This is a genomic window from Dokdonella ginsengisoli (assembly GCF_042652785.1).
Taxonomy (GTDB): domain Bacteria; phylum Pseudomonadota; class Gammaproteobacteria; order Xanthomonadales; family Rhodanobacteraceae; genus Dokdonella_A; species Dokdonella_A ginsengisoli.
The window spans coordinates 60593-75903 of the sequence record NZ_JBHSHD010000003.1 but is presented as its reverse complement, the minus strand read 5'-3'; the positions used below and the strand labels follow the sequence as shown (position 1 = coordinate 75903).

The 15311-nt window shown below is 70.5% G+C and carries 15 protein-coding genes; 10 read left to right on the top strand and 5 right to left on the bottom strand.

What is annotated here, in order from left to right:
• The first annotated feature begins 56 nt into the window (after window positions 1-56).
• The 4 genes from pdxR (at window position 57) to ACFO6Q_RS02400 (ending at window position 5370) form a co-directional block, all read left to right on the top strand.
• Complete coding sequence (gene pdxR, locus ACFO6Q_RS02415) at window positions 57-1508, top strand: MocR-like pyridoxine biosynthesis transcription factor PdxR (protein ID WP_380018905.1); 1452 nt, start codon at window positions 57-59, stop codon at window positions 1506-1508.
• 118 nt (window positions 1509-1626) lie between these two features.
• Window positions 1627-2184, top strand: a complete 558-nt coding sequence (gene sufT / locus ACFO6Q_RS02410; protein ID WP_380018903.1) for a putative Fe-S cluster assembly protein SufT — start codon at window positions 1627-1629, stop codon at window positions 2182-2184.
• A 76-nt stretch (window positions 2185-2260) separates the two neighbouring features.
• Window positions 2261-2677 (top strand): hypothetical protein, encoded by a 417-nt coding sequence (locus ACFO6Q_RS02405; protein WP_380018902.1) that lies wholly within the window; start codon window positions 2261-2263, stop codon window positions 2675-2677.
• A gap of 434 nt (window positions 2678-3111) precedes the next feature.
• On the top strand, window positions 3112-5370 hold the full coding sequence (locus ACFO6Q_RS02400) for a S8 family serine peptidase (RefSeq protein WP_380018901.1): 2259 nt from the start codon (window positions 3112-3114) through the stop codon (window positions 5368-5370).
• A 170-nt stretch (window positions 5371-5540) separates the two neighbouring features.
• Here ACFO6Q_RS02400 and ACFO6Q_RS02395 read toward each other — a convergent pair whose 3' ends face one another.
• From ACFO6Q_RS02395 to ACFO6Q_RS02385, 3 genes are all read right to left on the bottom strand, one after another.
• On the bottom strand, window positions 5541-6026 hold the full coding sequence (locus tag ACFO6Q_RS02395; RefSeq protein ID WP_380018900.1) for an asparaginase domain-containing protein: 486 nt from the start codon (window positions 6024-6026) through the stop codon (window positions 5541-5543).
• A gap of 117 nt (window positions 6027-6143) precedes the next feature.
• On the bottom strand, window positions 6144-7781 hold the full coding sequence (locus ACFO6Q_RS02390) for an acyl-CoA dehydrogenase family protein (RefSeq protein WP_380018899.1): 1638 nt from the start codon (window positions 7779-7781) through the stop codon (window positions 6144-6146).
• Between the two features lie 403 nt (window positions 7782-8184).
• The gene (locus ACFO6Q_RS02385; protein WP_380018898.1) at window positions 8185-8769 is read right to left on the bottom strand and encodes an FMN-dependent NADH-azoreductase; all 585 of its coding nucleotides are present in this window, start codon (window positions 8767-8769) and stop codon (window positions 8185-8187) included.
• A gap of 120 nt (window positions 8770-8889) precedes the next feature.
• On the opposite strand from ACFO6Q_RS02385, the gene ACFO6Q_RS02380 reads away from it, so the two are divergent.
• Window positions 8890-9849: a LysR substrate-binding domain-containing protein gene (locus ACFO6Q_RS02380; protein WP_380019290.1), complete on the top strand. Its 960-nt coding sequence runs from the start codon at window positions 8890-8892 to the stop codon at window positions 9847-9849.
• Between the two features lie 33 nt (window positions 9850-9882).
• Here ACFO6Q_RS02380 and ACFO6Q_RS02375 read toward each other — a convergent pair whose 3' ends face one another.
• Window positions 9883-10215 (bottom strand): DUF2069 domain-containing protein, encoded by a 333-nt coding sequence (locus tag ACFO6Q_RS02375; RefSeq protein ID WP_380018896.1) that lies wholly within the window; start codon window positions 10213-10215, stop codon window positions 9883-9885.
• Window positions 10212-10889, bottom strand: a complete 678-nt coding sequence (wrbA, locus tag ACFO6Q_RS02370) for an NAD(P)H:quinone oxidoreductase (protein ID WP_380019288.1) — start codon at window positions 10887-10889, stop codon at window positions 10212-10214. The genes ACFO6Q_RS02375 and wrbA overlap by 4 nt, the downstream gene beginning before the upstream one ends.
• Before the next feature lie 49 nt (window positions 10890-10938).
• Between wrbA and ACFO6Q_RS02365 the strand changes: the two genes are divergently transcribed.
• The 5 genes from ACFO6Q_RS02365 to ACFO6Q_RS02345 are packed head-to-tail and all read left to right on the top strand — an operon-like array spanning window position 10939 to window position 15278.
• On the top strand, window positions 10939-12240 hold the full coding sequence (locus ACFO6Q_RS02365; protein ID WP_380018895.1) for a YihY family inner membrane protein: 1302 nt from the start codon (window positions 10939-10941) through the stop codon (window positions 12238-12240).
• A complete protein-coding gene (locus ACFO6Q_RS02360; protein WP_380018894.1) occupies window positions 12237-12731 on the top strand; it encodes a TlpA family protein disulfide reductase in 495 nt (164 codons plus the stop codon). Before ACFO6Q_RS02365 ends, ACFO6Q_RS02360 begins: the two co-directional genes overlap by 4 nt.
• 10 nt (window positions 12732-12741) lie before the next feature.
• The gene (locus ACFO6Q_RS02355; RefSeq protein ID WP_380018893.1) at window positions 12742-13008 is read left to right on the top strand and encodes an acylphosphatase; all 267 of its coding nucleotides are present in this window, start codon (window positions 12742-12744) and stop codon (window positions 13006-13008) included.
• 4 nt (window positions 13009-13012) lie between these two features.
• The gene (locus ACFO6Q_RS02350) at window positions 13013-13801 is read left to right on the top strand and encodes a pseudouridine synthase (protein ID WP_380018892.1); all 789 of its coding nucleotides are present in this window, start codon (window positions 13013-13015) and stop codon (window positions 13799-13801) included.
• Between the two features lie 58 nt (window positions 13802-13859).
• On the top strand, window positions 13860-15278 hold the full coding sequence (locus ACFO6Q_RS02345) for a S41 family peptidase (RefSeq protein WP_380018891.1): 1419 nt from the start codon (window positions 13860-13862) through the stop codon (window positions 15276-15278).
• The last annotated feature ends 33 nt before the right edge of the window (window positions 15279-15311 follow it).

The following is a 15311-nucleotide window of genomic DNA, read 5'->3' as shown; positions in this document are numbered from 1 at the left end:
TGGCCTACCGTAGCTCCGCTTATTGGTACCATGTAGTTCCAAGATCCCGCTCATCGATGGGGCCAATCATGTACCTCGACCTGGACGGCCAGGGCGCCCGCTACGCACAGCTCATCCGCGCGCTGAAGGGCGCGATCCTCGACGGGCGCATCGCCGCCGGCGCGCGCCTGCCGGCGAGCCGCTCGCTCGCGCGCGAACTCGATCTCTCGCGCAACACCGTGCTCGCCGCCTACGAACAGCTGCAGGCGGAGGGCTTCCTGCTCGGGCGCGTGGGTTCGGGCAGCTTCGTCGCCAACGTCGGCAGCGCCGCGCCGCCGCGGCGTGCCTCCAACGTGCTGATCGCACCGCTGTCGGCGTTCGCGCGCCGCGCGCTGACGCACACCGACGGTCGGCGCATTCCCGGCCGCCAGCATCTGGACCTGCGCTACAACCTGCAGTACGGCCTGCCGCTGGTGAATCCGCTGCTGGCCAGCGTCTGGCGGCGCGAGGTCAGTCGCGCCGCCGAGCACGCCGAGTTCGACTATCCCGACGCGCAGGGCCTGCCTGCGCTGCGCGAGCAGATCTGCGACTACCTGTCGCGCCGGCGCGGCGTGCCGACCGCCGCCGAGGACGTGCTGATCGTGTCCGGCACGCAGCAGGCGTTCTCGCTGGCCGCGCGCGTGCTGCTCGAGCCCGGCGACGCCGTGGTGCTGGAGGACCCGCACTACCGCGGCGCGCGCCAGGCCTTCACCACGCACGGCGCGCACGCGCGCGGCTGCCGCGTCGACGCCGACGGTCTGGTGCCGGCGGCGCTGCCGGCGAGCGCGCGGCTGGCGGTGGTGACGCCTTCGCATCAGTTCCCGACCGGCGCGCTGCTGCCGCTCGCGCGTCGCGTCGAGCTGCTCGACTGGGCCGCCGCGCAGCGCGCGTGGCTGATCGAGGACGACTACGACGGCGAGTTCCGCTACGGCGGCCGCCCGCTCGCGGCGCTGAAGTCGCTCGACCGCGACGGCCGCGTGATCTACATCGGCAGCTTCTCCAAGGCGCTGTTTCCGGCGCTGCGGCTCGGCTACATGGTGCTGCCGGCGGCGTTGCGCGACGCCTTCGTCGCGGCCAAGTGGCTGGAGGACCGCGGCAACAACTCGCTCGAGCAGGCCGCGCTCGCGCACCTGATGAGCAGCGGCGGCTTCGAGCGCCACCTGCGCCGCGCCGCGCTGGCGCTGCGGGCGCGCCGCGCGGCGATGCTGAACGGGCTGGCGAAGCACGCCGGCGACACCGTCGAGGTCGTCGACTCCAATGCCGGCATGCACCTGACCGCGTGGCTGACGCGCGCCAACCACGGCGACTGCGAGCGCCTGGTCGCACACGCGCGCGAGCGCGGCCTGGGCCTGTACACGGTGGCGCCGTACTGCATGAAGCCACCGGCGCGCCCGGGCCTGGTGCTCGGCTACGCCAGCCTGCCGCCGGCCGACATCGAGGCGGCGATGAAGCTGTTCGGCAAGTGCCTGCAGGAAATCGGCCTGCGCTGAACGACGGCGCATTGAAGCGGCCCGCGGTCGCCCCGATTTCGAAGAAGCCTGAGCGCCGGCCTGCCGCCGCCGGCATAATGCGCGGCCGATTGCGCACCGCGGCCGACCACGGAGAACCATGGGTTACAGCCAGACATCCGAACCGATCCGCCTCGAGCGCGACTGCGCCGCCGTGATGGTGCCGCAGGGCGAGGCCGTGACCCTGCCCGCCGGACAGGTCGGCTACATCACGCAGGCGCTCGGCGGCAGCTTCACCGTGTACGTCGACGGCAACCTGTTCCGCATCCAGGGCTCCGACGCGGACGCGCTCGGCAAGGAGCCGCCGGCCGCGCTGGAGCTGCCGGAGGACGCCGGCGACGCCGAGGTCGAGAAACTGGTGTGGCAGCAGCTGCGCACCTGCTTCGATCCGGAAATCCCGATCAACATCGTCGAGCTGGGCCTGGTCTACGACTGCGACCTGGAGCGCCTGGACGACGGCCGCCGCAAGGTCAACGTGCGCATGACCCTGACCGCGCCCGGCTGCGGCATGGGCGACATCCTCGTCGACGACGTGCGCACCAAGCTGGAGATGATCCCGACGGTGGCCGAGGCCGACGTCGACCTGGTGTTCGACCCGCCGTGGAACCAGACCATGATGTCGGAAGCCGCGCGGCTGGAAACCGGCATGATGTACTGAGCACGCGCCGAACGAGAACGCGCCGTCATTCCGGCGGGCGCGTTTCGTTCTAGCATGGGCGGATCGGGGAGGGCTCATGAGACGCCGTCTGCACCTGTTCTCGCTGTCGCTGTTTCTGATCGCGCTGCTCTACGACCTCGTCGTGTGGGGCGCCGTGCCGGTGCTGGACGAGGTCGGTGCGTCGATCGCCGGATCGGCGCGCCGCGAAGCACCGCTGGCGGCCACCTACATCGCGCTCGGCGCGCCGCTCGACGAGGCGGTGCCGCTCCTGCAGAGCCTGGGCCGTTCGCGCCTGACCGCGGCCCTGTCCGAAAGCTTCGACCGCATCGGCGAGGACAAGACGGTCGCGATGGACCTGGTCCTGGGACCGGCCTGGAACAACCAGCACCGCTGGATCAAGACGATGTACTGGGCCCCGCCGGGCCTGCTGCTGCTCACGTTCGTGCTGTGGCTGCGCCGGCCCAGGCCGGTGCGTACGCTCGCGGACCGCTGAAGGGCGCCTCGCCGGAAGGCCGCCGGGCGGGTTTCCCGCCGATCTGATTTGTTCAGATTTTGCAAATGCCATTCGTCATTTATGTGCGGCCGTTCATGGCATACGGCCGGGTACGGTGCTAGCGTCGGGCCGCGCCCCGCGGCTGTGTGGATTGCGGAGCGCCGGTACCGCGGTGTCGGGCAGCGATGCGCGACACCGTCGCAGCAAAGCCTGGCGGCGGACTGTGAGAGGAAGACCGAAGCCGAGGTGGACGCGACCGCGGGGCGGAAGGAATTCGCAGAACGGCCGTCGTGCTCGTACGGCGGCTTCGTCCACTCCAACGCTTGGGGATACAACCAGTGATGACCCTTTCGCACAGTCGTATGCGGCGCTCCGTGCTCGCGGGCGCCATTCTCGCTGCCGGCTATTTTTCGGCAGCCCAGGCCGCCGGTATCGTGAGTGCGGCCGATCTGCAGACCTACGCGGACCGCGCGAACTTCGCCGCGGCTTCCGAGCAGGTGCTGTACCAGAGCTACATCGTGACCTACGCGCAAGGCAGCGCGCCGCGCCTGCAGCAGGCCGCCAAGCAGTCGGACTTCGACCGCGTCGCGGCGGAGACCGGCCTGCAGGTCGAGCACGTGCGCGTGCTGGCCACCGGCGCCGACCTCGTCACCGTGAAGGGTGACAAGCAGCGCTTCGCCTCGTACGCGGAGAACGCGCGCCAGGTGATGGTCGCGTTCGCGAAGAACCCGTCGGTCGAATACGTCGAGCCGGACCGCGTCATGCGTGCGGTGCTGAGCCCCAACGACACCAACTACGGCAGCCAGTGGGACCTGACCGATCCGACCGGCGGCGTGAACCAGCCGGCCGCGTGGGACGTTTCGACCGGCAGCGGCATCAACGTCGCCGTGATCGACACCGGCATCACGCCGCACAGCGACCTGACCGGGCAGATCGTCGGCGGCTACGACTTCATCAGCAGCTCGGCGACGGCGCGCGACGGCAACGGCCGCGACTCGAACCCGAACGACGAAGGCGACTGGAACAACAGCACCGAGTGCTCTCCGTATCCGGCCGCGGATTCGAGCTGGCACGGCACGCACGTGACCGGCACGGTGGCCGCGCTGACCAACAATGCGAAGGGCGTGGCCAGCATGGCCTACGGCGCGAAGGTCGTGCCGGTGCGCGTGCTCGGCAAGTGCGGCGGTTCGGTGTCCGACATCGTCGACGCGATCGTGTGGGCGTCGGGCGGCTCGGTCAGCGGCATCCCGGCGAACGCGAATCCGGCGCGCGTGCTCAACCTCAGCCTCGGCGGCGGCGGCGCCTGCGGTTCGTTCCAGGCGGCGATCAACACCGCGCGCACGAATGGTTCGGTGTTCGTGGTCGCGGCCGGCAACGAGAACCAGAACGTGACCAACTCCTCGCCGGCGAACTGCAGCGGCGTGATCTCGGTTGCGGCCACGACCAAGGCCGGTTCGCGCGCGTCGTACTCCAACTACGGCAGCACGATCGTCGTGTCGGCGCCGGGCGGCGCGGGCACCGGCGGCACCGCGGACATCCTGTCCACGCTGAACTCCGGTACCACGACGCAGGGCAGCGAGACCTACGCCTACTACGCCGGCACCTCGATGGCCTCGCCGCACGTGGCGGCGCTGGCGGCGGCGGTGCTGTCGAAGAACGGCTCGCTGACGCCGGACCAGGTGAAGAACTACATCACCGCCAACGCGCGTCCGCTGCCGGGCAGCTGCTCGGGCGGTTGCGGCGCCGGCATCATCGACGCCAAGAAGACGCTCGACGCCGTCAGCGGCGGCGGCTCCAACGCCGCTCCGGTCGCGAACTTCAGCTTCACGACCAGCGGCCTGACCGCGAACTTCACCGATTCCTCGACCGACAGCGACGGCAGCATCAGCTCGCGTTCGTGGAACTTCGGCGACGGCGGCACCTCGACCGCGACCAGCCCCAGCCACACCTACGGCGCGGCCGGCACCTACAGCGTCGCGCTGACGGTGACCGACAATGGCGGCCTGACCAACACCAAGACGCAGTCGGTGACGGTCTCCAGCGGCGGTGGCGGCAACGTGCTGCAGAACGGCGTGGCCGTCACCGGCCTGACCGCGACGACCGGCAATTCGCTGACCTACACGCTGAGCGTGCCGGCCGGCGCGACGAACCTGAAGTTCGTCACCTCCGGCGGCAGCGGCGACGGCGACCTGTACGTGAAGTTCGGTTCCGCACCGACCACCGCGAGCTACGACTGCCGCTCGTGGAACTCGGGCAACAGCGAGACGTGCAGCATCACCACGGCCCAGGCCGGCACCTACTACGTGCTGGTGAACGCGTACTCGACGTTCAGCGGCCTCAGCCTGACCGGCAGCTACACCGCCGGCGGCGGTGGCGGCACCGCGCTGACCAACGGCGTGCCGGTCACCGGCCTGTCCGCGACCAGCGGCAACTGGACGCCGACCTACACGCTGGTGGTGCCCTCCGGCGCGAGCAACCTGTCGATCAAGATCAGCGGCGGCACGGGCGATGCGGACCTGTACGTCCGCCTCGGCGGCGCCCCGTCGACCTCGAGCTACACCTGCCGTCCGTACCTGACCGGCAACAACGAGACCTGCTCGTGGACCGCGCCGACGCCCGGGACGTACTACGTCGGCGTGCGCGCCTACACGACGTTCTCCGGCGTCACCCTGACGCCGAGCTACACGCCTTGACGGCAAGCCATCGCAGGACGCGATGAAACGACGGCGGCCGGAGCGATCCGGCCGCCGTTTTTTTTGATCGCCCTCGATCGTGGCACCGCGCGAGTCGTTGAACCTTGGCCGGGCGGAGCCTTCGCGCCATCCACCCGCGGCCAGGCCTGGCCGCACTTTTCGAAAGGCCGCTACAGGCTTTCGAAGCGGTTCGCCTCGACGTTCTTGCGCACGCGTGCCGGGTCCCAGATGCGCCCGTTCATTGCGATGTAGACGCCATCGGGCAGCGTCTGCACCGCGCCGACCGCGCAGCCGATGTTGAACACCGCGTCCGAGCCCTTGAACAGCGCCGGGTTGAGCGCGCCGGTGAGCACGATGACCTTGCCGGCGAGGCCGGCCAGCGCGCGCGCGGTCTCGACCATCGTGTCGGTGCCGTGCGTGATCAGGATGTGGCGGTGCGTCTGCTGTTCGATCGCGGCACGGACCGCGGCGCGGTCGGCGTCGTCCAGATGCAGGCTGTCCTTGCGCAGCACCGGCACCACCTCGAAGCTGAAGGCGACGCCGAGCTGCTGCAGGATTTCGCCGATCTGCGGTGCACCGATCTGGAAGGTGGACTTGTCGTCGAAGTAGATCTTGTCGATCGTGCCGCCGGTGGTGACGATGGTCAGATGCTGCATGGGTCGTTCCGTTGGAGGGTTGCAGAAGCGGGGTTGATGTTCGAGCTTGGCATTCTCATCGACGCCCCGAGATCCGGAGCATCGAGGATGAGAAGTTCATGCGGTGCGGACCGTCGCCTACAGCGCCCGGGCAATCAGCGCTTCGTCGACCAGCGCGGCGGGCAGGGTGCCGAAGCCGAGCCCGTGTTCGCCGCGCAGACGGCTGCGGCAGAACGCCGGCGCGGCCGGGCTGCCGGCGCGCAGCAGCACGGCGGCCTGCAGGGCCAGCGCGAGGCGCTCGGTCAGCCGGCGCGCGTCGGCTTCCTCGATCTTCTGCGGCGACAGCGCCTCTTTCAGCGCGGGCAGCGCGGCGTCGTAGGCGGCGTCGAGGCCGCGCGCTTCGTCCAGTTCGGCGAGCAGCGCCGCGCCGCATTCCGGTTCGCGCGACAGCGCACGCAGCACGTCCAGACACTGGATGTTGCCCGAGCCTTCCCAGATCGAGTTCAGCGGCGCTTGGCGGTACAGCCGCGGCAGGATCGATTCCTCGACGTAGCCGGCGCCGCCGAGGCATTCCTGCGCCTCGTTGACGAAGGCCGGCGCGCGCTTGCACACCCAGTATTTGCCGATCGCGGTGGCGACGCGCGCCAGCGCGCCTTCGCGCGCGTCACGCGGCGACGCGTCCACCGCGCGCGCCACGCGCATCGCCAGTGCCAGCGCGGCTTCCGATTCGAGCGCGAGGTCGGTCAGCACGTTGCGCATCAGCGGCTGGTCGAGCAGGCGCCGGCCGAACGCGTGGCGATGCGCGGCGTGGTGCAGCGCGTGCGCCAGCGCCATGCGCATCTGCGCGGCCGAGCCGAGCATGCAGTCCAGCCGCGTCAGCATGACCATCTCGAGGATCGTCGCGATGCCGCGTCCTTCCGCGCCGACCAGCCAGGCGGTCGCGCCGGTGAACTCGACCTCGCTGGAGGCGTTGCTCCAGTCGCCGAGCTTGTCCTTCAGCCGCATCAGGCGGAACGCGTTCCTGGTGCCGTCCGGCAGGCGCCGCGGCAGCAGGAAGCAGCTCAGTCCGCCCGGTGCCTGCGCCAGCACGAGGAAGCCGTCGCACATCGGTGCCGAGAAGAACCACTTGTGCCCGACCAGCGTGTACTCGCCCGCGCCTGCGCCCGGTGTCGCCTGCGTGCGGTTGCCGCGCACGTCGCTGCCGCCCTGTTTCTCGGTCATGCCCATGCCGAGCATGACGCCGGGCTTGGCCGCGATCGCGGCGTCGCGCGGGTCGTAGCGGCAGGCGGCGACCTTGTCGGCCCATTCGCGCAGCGCCGGCGCGTGACGCAGCACCGGCACGGCGGCGTGCGTCATCGTCAGCGGGCAGCTGGTGCCCGGTTCGACCTGATGGTGCAGGTAGGACAGCGCCGCGCGCGCGACGTGCGCGCCGGGCGCCGCCTCCGCCCACGACAGGCCGGCCACGCCGTGCTCGACCGCGGCCTGCAGGATGCGGTGGTAGTTGGGATGGAACTCGACCGTGTCGATGCGGTGGCCGTAGCGGTCGTGCGTGCGCAGCCGCGGCTTGTCGCGATGCGCGTCGAAACTCAGCGCGTACAGCTCGTCGCCGGCGAGCCTGCCGTAGGCCGCGACGCGCCCGGTGTACGCGCCGGCGCCTTCACGCCCGAGCGCCTCGCGCAGGGCGACGTCGTCGGCCCACAGGTCGCGCGGCGCGAATTCCGGCGGCTGATTGTCGACGAGGTGCGTCTCGAACGGCGGGAGCGGCGGTGCGGACATGGCGACGGATTCTGTCGGGTCGGCAATTGTCCGACAAATCTCCGTAGCTCGCGATGATGTGTTCCCGCGTCGTCATTCCCGCGGAGGCGGGAATCCATCTTGCCCGTAGCCTCCAAAGCGAAAATGGATGCCCGCGTACGCGGGCATGACGCCGATGTGGGCGGGTTGTCGCGAGGCTGGGCAAGTCGCGAACTTGGGCAAGTCGCCAGCTTGAGCGAGTTGCGAGTCTGAGCGACTCGCCCCGAGCGGAGGTTCGACGCATCCCACCCTTCCGGCGTCACTCCCGCGCAAGCGGGAGTCCATCTCGCTCTTGGCCTCCAAGGCGAAAATGGAGGCTCATGCAGCAAGCACGGCGCCGATGCGGTCCATGAATCCGTCGGGGGCTAAACGCTGGTTCGGTCGCTCATGCGGCGATGCGGGCGCAATCCTCGATCGACTCGCGCGCGGAGGCGAGCGCCTGCGCCTTCTGCTCCGGGCCGAGATTGACGCCCTCGGCGCGCACGAACTCGATGTCGGTGATGCCCAGGAAGCCGAACACCTGGCGCAGGTAGGGTTCCTGGAAGTCGGCCGTCGCGGACGGCGAGGCGCCGGAATAGACGCCGCCGCGCGAGGAGACGACGATGATCTTCTTGCCGCCAGCCAGCCCTTCCGGGCCGTCGGCGGAGTAGCGGAAGGTCTTGCCGGAAATCGCGATGCGGTCGATCCAGGCCTTCAGCGAGCTGGGGATGCCGAAGTTGTACATCGGCGCGCCGATCACCACGGTGTCGGCGGCGAGAAACTCCTGCAGCACCTCGTCGTTGGCGCGCACGGCCGGGTCGTTCGCGTCGGCGACCGGCACCCAGTGCGGCAGCGGCTGCGCGGCGAGATCGCGGTATACGACCGGCGCGCCCGGATTGCGGCGCTTCCAGGCGTCGACCAGGGCCGCACCCAGTTCGCGCGAGACGGAATGCGCGCCGAGCGCGCTGGAGTCGACATGCAGCAGGTTCATGGCTGGCCTCGGTTCGTGGAAAGCCGTTTCCGGCGACGCGAACAAGGTATTGCGTGTACGATGCCTCGATAAGTCCGCAATATTCGGATGGATCGTTCGCGAGGTGAAACGATGAACCTGATGACCGTCGGCGCTCTGGCCGACCTGAACGACCTGCGCTTTTTCGCCAGCGTGGTCGAGCACGGCGGTTTCTCGGCCGCCGGGCGGGCGCTGGGCGTGCCGAAATCGCGCCTGAGCAAGCGCGTCGCCCTGCTCGAGGAGCGCCTGGGCGTGCGTCTGCTGCAGCGGACCACCCGGCGCTTCGCCGTCACCGAGGTGGGGGAGCGCTTCTACGGGCATTGCCGGGCGATGCTCGAGGAAGCGCAGGCGGCGCAGGACGCGGTCGCCGAACTCAGCGCCGAACCGCGTGGCGTGGTGCGCGTGAGCTGCCCGGTGTCGATCGCGCAGACCGTGATCGCGCACATCCTGCCCGACTTCCTCACCGCGCATCCGAAGGTGCAGGTGCGCCTGCTGGCCAACGACCGCCGCGTCGACCTGATCGGCGAAGGCATCGACGTGGCGATCCGCGTGCGCGACAAGCTCGACACCGATACCAGCCTGATCCTGCGCAACGTCGGCCTCAGCCGCATCGTGCTGTGCGCGAGCAAGGACTTCCTCGACGCGCGCGGCCGCCCGTCGGCGCCGGCCGATCTCGAATCGCTGCCGCTGCTGTCCTGGTACGAACACGAGGGCGCGCAGACACTGGAGCTGATCGCCGCCGACGGCCAGCGGCTCAACGTGGAACTGCAGGCGCGCCTGATCTGCGGCGAGTTCAACGTGCTCTACGAAGCGGCCAAGCGCGGCATGGGTGTCGCCGCGCTGCCCGAGTTCGTCTGCGCGCCGGCGATCGCGCGCGGCGAACTGGAAGTGCTGCTGCCGCAGTGGAGCATCCCGCAGGGCATCGCGCACTTCGTCTATGCGAGCCGGCGCGGCCTGCTGCCGGGCGTGCGCGCCTTCGTCGACTTCCTCGCCGAGCGCCTGCCGGACGCGCTGCGCGTGAAGCACGAGCAGTGCAAGCGGCGCAACGACCAGGCGGCCTAGGCGCGGCGCCGGCGGCGCTTCACGGCGGCGGCGTCAGCGCGGTCGGCGCCGCGCGTCCCAGCCGAGCAGCGCGATCAGCACGACGCACAGCAGCACTTCGAGCAGCGCCGGCACGCGCGTGGCCGGATAGGTCCAGGCGGCGACGACGCCGTGGCAGAAGTAGAACAGGGCCAGCACGCCGACCCAGAGCAGGGCGCGTCGCGCGCCCGTGCGCAGCGCGAGCAGGGGCAGCAGCAGCGGCGGCAGGGTCAGCAGCAGGGCGAGGTCGCCGCGGCCTCCGGCCGGCGGCGCCAGCCACAGGTACCAGGCCGGCTGCAGCAGCACGAGCAGTGCCCAGGCCAGCAATCCGAGCCGAAGCGGCATCATGCGCGGGCTCCGAGCCTGGCGGCGACTTCGGCGACGCGCCGGCCCAGCGCGCGCGCGAGCATGCGCTGGTCCTCGCTGATCGCGTTGTCGCCGCCCGCGCCGGCGACGTGGCTGGCGCCATAGGGTGATCCACCGCCGGCCGTGCGATGCAGCGCCGCTTCGGTGTACGGCACGCCGACGATCAGCATGCCGTGATGAAGCAGCGGCAGCATCATCGAGAGCAGGGTCGTCTCCTGGCCGCCGTGCATGGTGCCGGTCGAGGTGAACACGCCGGCGGGCTTGCCGACCAGCGTGCCGGAGGCCCACTCGGCCGCGGTCGAATCGATGAAGTGCTTGAGCGGCGCGGCCATGTTGCCGAAGCGCGTCGGGCTGCCGAGCACGAGGCCGGCGCAGTCGTGCAGGTCGCCGCGGGTCGCGTACGGCGCGCCTTGATCGGGAACGAGAAAGCTCGCGTTTCGGTTCCCCTCATCCGGTCCTTCGGACCACCTTCTCCCGCTTGCGGGAGAAGGGGCTTCGGCGCGGCCTGCGGCCGCGGATTCCTCGATGGGCGCCACCGGCGGCACGCTGCGCAGGCGGGCGGAAAGCCCGGCCTCCTCGACGCCGCGCGCGACCAGGCGCGCGAGCTGCGCGACCTTGCCGGTGCGGCTGTAGTAGAGGACCAGGATTTCGCCCATTGCAGTCTCCGGGTTGGTCGGGCCGGCGCACTGCGCTAGTCTCGACGTCATGTTCGCATCCATCCGGAAGTTTGCCAGATCGCTGCGCGACCGCGATCGCGTCGGTGCCTTCCTGCGCTTCACCTGGCAGCGCTTCCTCGAAGACCGCTGCATGCAGACCGCCGGCGCGCTGGCCTACACCTCGGTGTTCGCGCTGGTGCCGCTGACCGCCGCCGTGCTCGGCATCCTCGCCGCGTTCCCCGGTTTCGCCGGCTGGCGCGATCAGATCACCAGCTGGGTGTTCGAGAACTTCGTGCCCGCCGCCGGCAGCACGGTGCAGGGCTACATCACGCAGTTCGCCGACAGCGCGAGCAAGGCGACCGCGGTCGGCGTGCTGGTGCTGCTGTTCAGCGCGGTGTCGCTGATGATGAGCATCGAGGACGCGTTCAACCGCATCTGGCGCGTGCAGGTCGCACGCGGCGCCACCTCGCGCTTCATCATCTACTGGACCGCGCTCACGCTCGGACCGCTGCTGCTGGTTGCCGCGCTGGCGATCAGCTCCTACGCGTTCGCGCTGCCGTTCATCGACGTGGCCGAGGCGCAGTTCTCGATCAAGGCGCGCGTGCTCGCCGCGCTGCCGTTCCTGATCGTCTGGGCGGCGATGATCGCGGCCTACGTGGTGATCCCGAACCGCAGCGTGCGCATCGCGCACGCGGTGATCGGCGCGCTGATCGCCGCGGTGCTGTTCGAGGCGGCCAAGCGCGGCTTCGCGCTGTACGCGACGAAGTACGCCAGCTACCAGCAGGTCTACGGCGCGCTCGCGCTGGTGCCGATCTTCATCTTCTGGATCTACCTGTCGTGGATCGTGGTGCTGCTCGGCGCCTCGATCACCGCCTCGCTGAGCGCGTTCGACTACCGTCCGGCCGACCAGCTGCTGCCGCGCGGGCAGGAATTCACCGGCCTGCTGCGCGTGCTGTCGTGCTTCGCCGACGCGCAGCGCGAAGGCCGCGGGCTGCACAGCACGAACCTTCTCGCCAGCGAGCCGTACCTGACCGACGACCTGCTGCAGCGCTACCTCGGCGACCTGCACCGCGTCGGCCTGATCCAGCGCGGCGAGCTGGGCGAATGGATGGTCGTGCGCGACCTCGCCGCGATCGACCTGCTGGAGATCTACGAGGAAGGCGGCTACCGCCTGCCGCTCGACCGGCACGCTTCGGCCGGCAGTCTGCAGCCGCCGGCGCGGCAGGTGCTCGACGAACTCGGCCGCACCCTGCGCGAGGAGCTCGCGGTGCCGTTGGCCGCGCTGTTCCCGCTGCAGGTACCATCGCCGTCCGCGTCCGCGCCGCCGGCGCACCCATCGGAGCCCGCATGAAACGATCACGCCTGCTGCGCCTGTGCGCCGCGTTCGGCCTCGCCGCGTTCGTCGCGGCCGCGGGAACGGTCACCGCGCAGACGCCGAAACAGCCCGCGCTCAAGGTCGCCACCCTCGACGGCGGCACCTTCGATCTCGCCGCCGAGCGCGGCAAGTGGGTCATCGTGAACTTCTGGGCGACGTGGTGCTCGCCGTGCATCAAGGAGATGCCGGACATCTCCGAATTCGTCGCCGGCCGCAAGGACGTCGCCGCGATCGGCCTGGCCTACGAGGACACCGACAAGGCCGAGGTCGAGGCGTTCGCCAAGGCGCATCCGGTGAAGTACCCGCTGGCGCTGGTGGACGTGTACAAGCCGCCGGCGGACTTCGAGACGCCGCGCGGCCTGCCGACGACCTATCTGATCGCGCCGGACGGCAGCGTAGCGAAGAAGTTCACCGGGCCGATCACCGCGACCGACCTGGACAAGGCGATCGCGGCGGCGAAGAAATAGCCGCAACGCCGTGGCCAGCGCGCGCTTCCTGGTTTCCGGTCTCGTGCAGGGCGTGTACTTCCGCGCCTCCACGCAGGCGCGCGCGCAGCAGCTGGGCCTGAGCGGCTACGCAAAGAACCTCGCCGACGGCCGCGTCGAAGTCATCGCCAGCGGCGACATGCAGGCTCTGGCACAGCTCGAGGCCTGGCTGCAGCAGGGACCGCCCGCGGCCGAGGTCGAGTCGGTGCTGCGCGAGGAGCTGGCCGAGCAGCGGCACGACGGCTTCTCGCGTCGCTGACGGCATGCCGCGTCGTCCCGCCGCGCGCATTCCCGGGCGGTCCACGGCGCCTTCGCGGCCCGCCGCTCCGCGCCACGGCCTGGCGCGCGTGCTGTCCAAGCTCGGTGTCGCCTCGCGCACGCAGGCCGCGCGCTGGATCGAGGAAGGTCGCGTCGGCGTGGACGGGCGCGTCGTGCGCGATCCGGAGCGGCCGACCGACGCGGCGCGCGAACGCATCACCGTCGACGGAGCCGCGATCCAGGCGCGCGAACGCGTCTATCTCATGCTGAACAAGCCGCGCGGCTACGTCACCACTGCCTCGGACGAGCGCGGCCGCGACACCGTCTACGCCCTGCTCGAACACGCGGGCCTGCCATGGGTGGCGCCGGTGGGTCGGCTCGATCGCGCCAGCGAGGGGCTGCTGCTGTTCAGCAACGACAGCGCCTGGGCGGCCGCGATCAGCGCGCCCGAAACGCACCTGGACAAGACCTACCACGTGCAGATCGACCGGCTGCCGGACGCGGACCTGCTCGCCGCACTGCAGGCCGGCGTCGAGGACCGCGGCGAACGCCTTGCGCTGAAGGCCGTGCGCGAGCTGCGCCGCGGCGACCGCAACGCCTGGCTCGAGGTCGTTCTCGACGAAGGGCGCAACCGACAGATCCGTCGCGTGCTCTATGCCCATGACATCGGCGTGCTGCGGCTCGTGCGCGTGGCGGTCGGCGAATTGGCGTTGGGCACCCTCGCGAAGGGCGCCTGGCGCCGATTGACCGCCGACGAAGCGGCGCAGCTGTCGCGCACCGGCGCATCGGCTTGAATCCCGCCGACGCGCCGGGCCGGTGCGTTGCGGATTCGTCTGAACTTCGGAGGTGGTGATGGCCGGCATTCGGCGGTGGGTGAAATGGTCGGGCGGTTTCCTGCTCGTGCTGGTGCTCGCGGGCGCGGGCGTGGCGTACGCGTTCCTGCACACGTTCTATCCGGATCCGCCGGCGGCGCACTATCCGCCGCCCGCCGACGCGGCGACGGCGCAGCGCCAGGACCTGGACTACTTCCGTCACTACCTCGAGCTGGATCGAAGCTACACGCCGCAGGCGCGCGAGCGCGCCGAAGCGCTGCGCCGGGAATACCTCGCGCAGGCCGGTTCACTGTCGCCGGCGGCGTTCGCTCTCGCCGTCTCGCGCATGGCCGCGCTGGCCGACAACGGTCACTCGCGCGTGCATCCCGGCCCGCTGTCGCGCAGCCAGGCGCGGCTGCCGTGCCGGCTCTATCGCTTCGCCGACGGCTTCCACGTGCTGCGCGCGCGGCCGGCCTGCGCCGAGCTGCTCGGCGCGAAGCTGGTCGCGATCGACGGCCATCCGGTCGACGAGGTCGCGCAGCGCATGTACGAATACTTCGGCGGTCCGCGCAACCACTACGACCAGTTCGCCGCGGTGTTCTTTCTCGAGTCCCCGCCGCTGCTGCACGCGGCGGGCCTGGCGCAATCGCCCGAGCGCCTGAGCCTGCGCGCAATCCTGCGCGACGGTTCCGAGCGCGAACTGAGCCTCGCCGCCGATCCGCCCGACCCTGACGCTCCGCGCGTCTACTCCGACAGCTACCTGTCGCCGCAGCGGATCGAGAACGAGGCCGCCGACTGGACCGCGCTGCTGTCGGCCGACGCACCGCTGCCGCTGTTCCTGCGCGACTACGCCACGCCGTTCCAGTCGGGCCCGCTCGAAGGCGGCTCGATCCACTACGTGCAGCTGCGCAGCAATTCCGACGAGCCGGGACATCCGATCGGCGAGTTCCTGCAGCGCGCCGAGCGCGAGATCGTCGCCGCGCGGCCGCGCGCGATCGTGCTCGACCTGCGCCTGGACCAGGGCGGCAACCTGCTCAAGACCACCGCGTTCATGCGGCGGCTGGCGACGCTGACCGACTCGATCGAGCGCGTCTACGTGCTGACCGGCGCATGGACGTTCTCGGCCGGCAACGTGAATCTCGCGCTGCTGAAGGAGCACGCCGGCGGCAAGCTGCGCGTGATCGGCGAACCGGTCGGCGACCGCGTCCGCTTCTGGGCCGAGGGCGGCACGCTGCAGCTGCCGAACTCCAGGCTCGCGATCGGTTACGCGACCGGACTGCACGACTACGCGCAGTCGTGCTTCGGCCAGGCCGGCTGCTTCTGGATTCTGTGGCTGTATCCGACCCGTGTCGCCAGTTTCGAGCCGGACCTGCGCGTGGACTACACGTTCGACGACTACGCAAAACTGCGCGATCCGGTTCTCGACGCGGCGCTCGCGCGTGCGCGCGAACGCGAGTGAGAGCGCGTCGTGAAACTGAACCGCGCTTGGCTC

Bases quoted from the DNA above. Each gene is read 5' to 3' on its own strand.
- pdxR (WP_380018905.1), top strand. From the start codon at position 57: ATGGGGCCAATCATGTACCTCGACCTGGACGGCCAGGGCGCCCGCTAC.
- sufT (WP_380018903.1), top strand. From the start codon at position 1,627: ATGGGTTACAGCCAGACATCCGAACCGATCCGCCTCGAGCGCGACTGC.
- ACFO6Q_RS02405 (WP_380018902.1), top strand. From the start codon at position 2,261: ATGAGACGCCGTCTGCACCTGTTCTCGCTGTCGCTGTTTCTGATCGCG.
- ACFO6Q_RS02395 (WP_380018900.1), bottom strand. From the start codon at position 6,026: ATGCAGCATCTGACCATCGTCACCACCGGCGGCACGATCGACAAGATC.
- ACFO6Q_RS02390 (WP_380018899.1), bottom strand. From the start codon at position 7,781: ATGTCCGCACCGCCGCTCCCGCCGTTCGAGACGCACCTCGTCGACAAT.
- ACFO6Q_RS02385 (WP_380018898.1), bottom strand. From the start codon at position 8,769: ATGAACCTGCTGCATGTCGACTCCAGCGCGCTCGGCGCGCATTCCGTC.
- ACFO6Q_RS02380 (WP_380019290.1), top strand. From the start codon at position 8,890: ATGACCGTCGGCGCTCTGGCCGACCTGAACGACCTGCGCTTTTTCGCC.
- ACFO6Q_RS02375 (WP_380018896.1), bottom strand. From the start codon at position 10,215: ATGATGCCGCTTCGGCTCGGATTGCTGGCCTGGGCACTGCTCGTGCTG.
- wrbA (WP_380019288.1), bottom strand. From the start codon at position 10,889: ATGGGCGAAATCCTGGTCCTCTACTACAGCCGCACCGGCAAGGTCGCG.
- ACFO6Q_RS02365 (WP_380018895.1), top strand. From the start codon at position 10,939: ATGTTCGCATCCATCCGGAAGTTTGCCAGATCGCTGCGCGACCGCGAT.
- ACFO6Q_RS02360 (WP_380018894.1), top strand. From the start codon at position 12,237: ATGAAACGATCACGCCTGCTGCGCCTGTGCGCCGCGTTCGGCCTCGCC.
- ACFO6Q_RS02350 (WP_380018892.1), top strand. From the start codon at position 13,013: ATGCCGCGTCGTCCCGCCGCGCGCATTCCCGGGCGGTCCACGGCGCCT.
- ACFO6Q_RS02345 (WP_380018891.1), top strand. From the start codon at position 13,860: ATGGCCGGCATTCGGCGGTGGGTGAAATGGTCGGGCGGTTTCCTGCTC.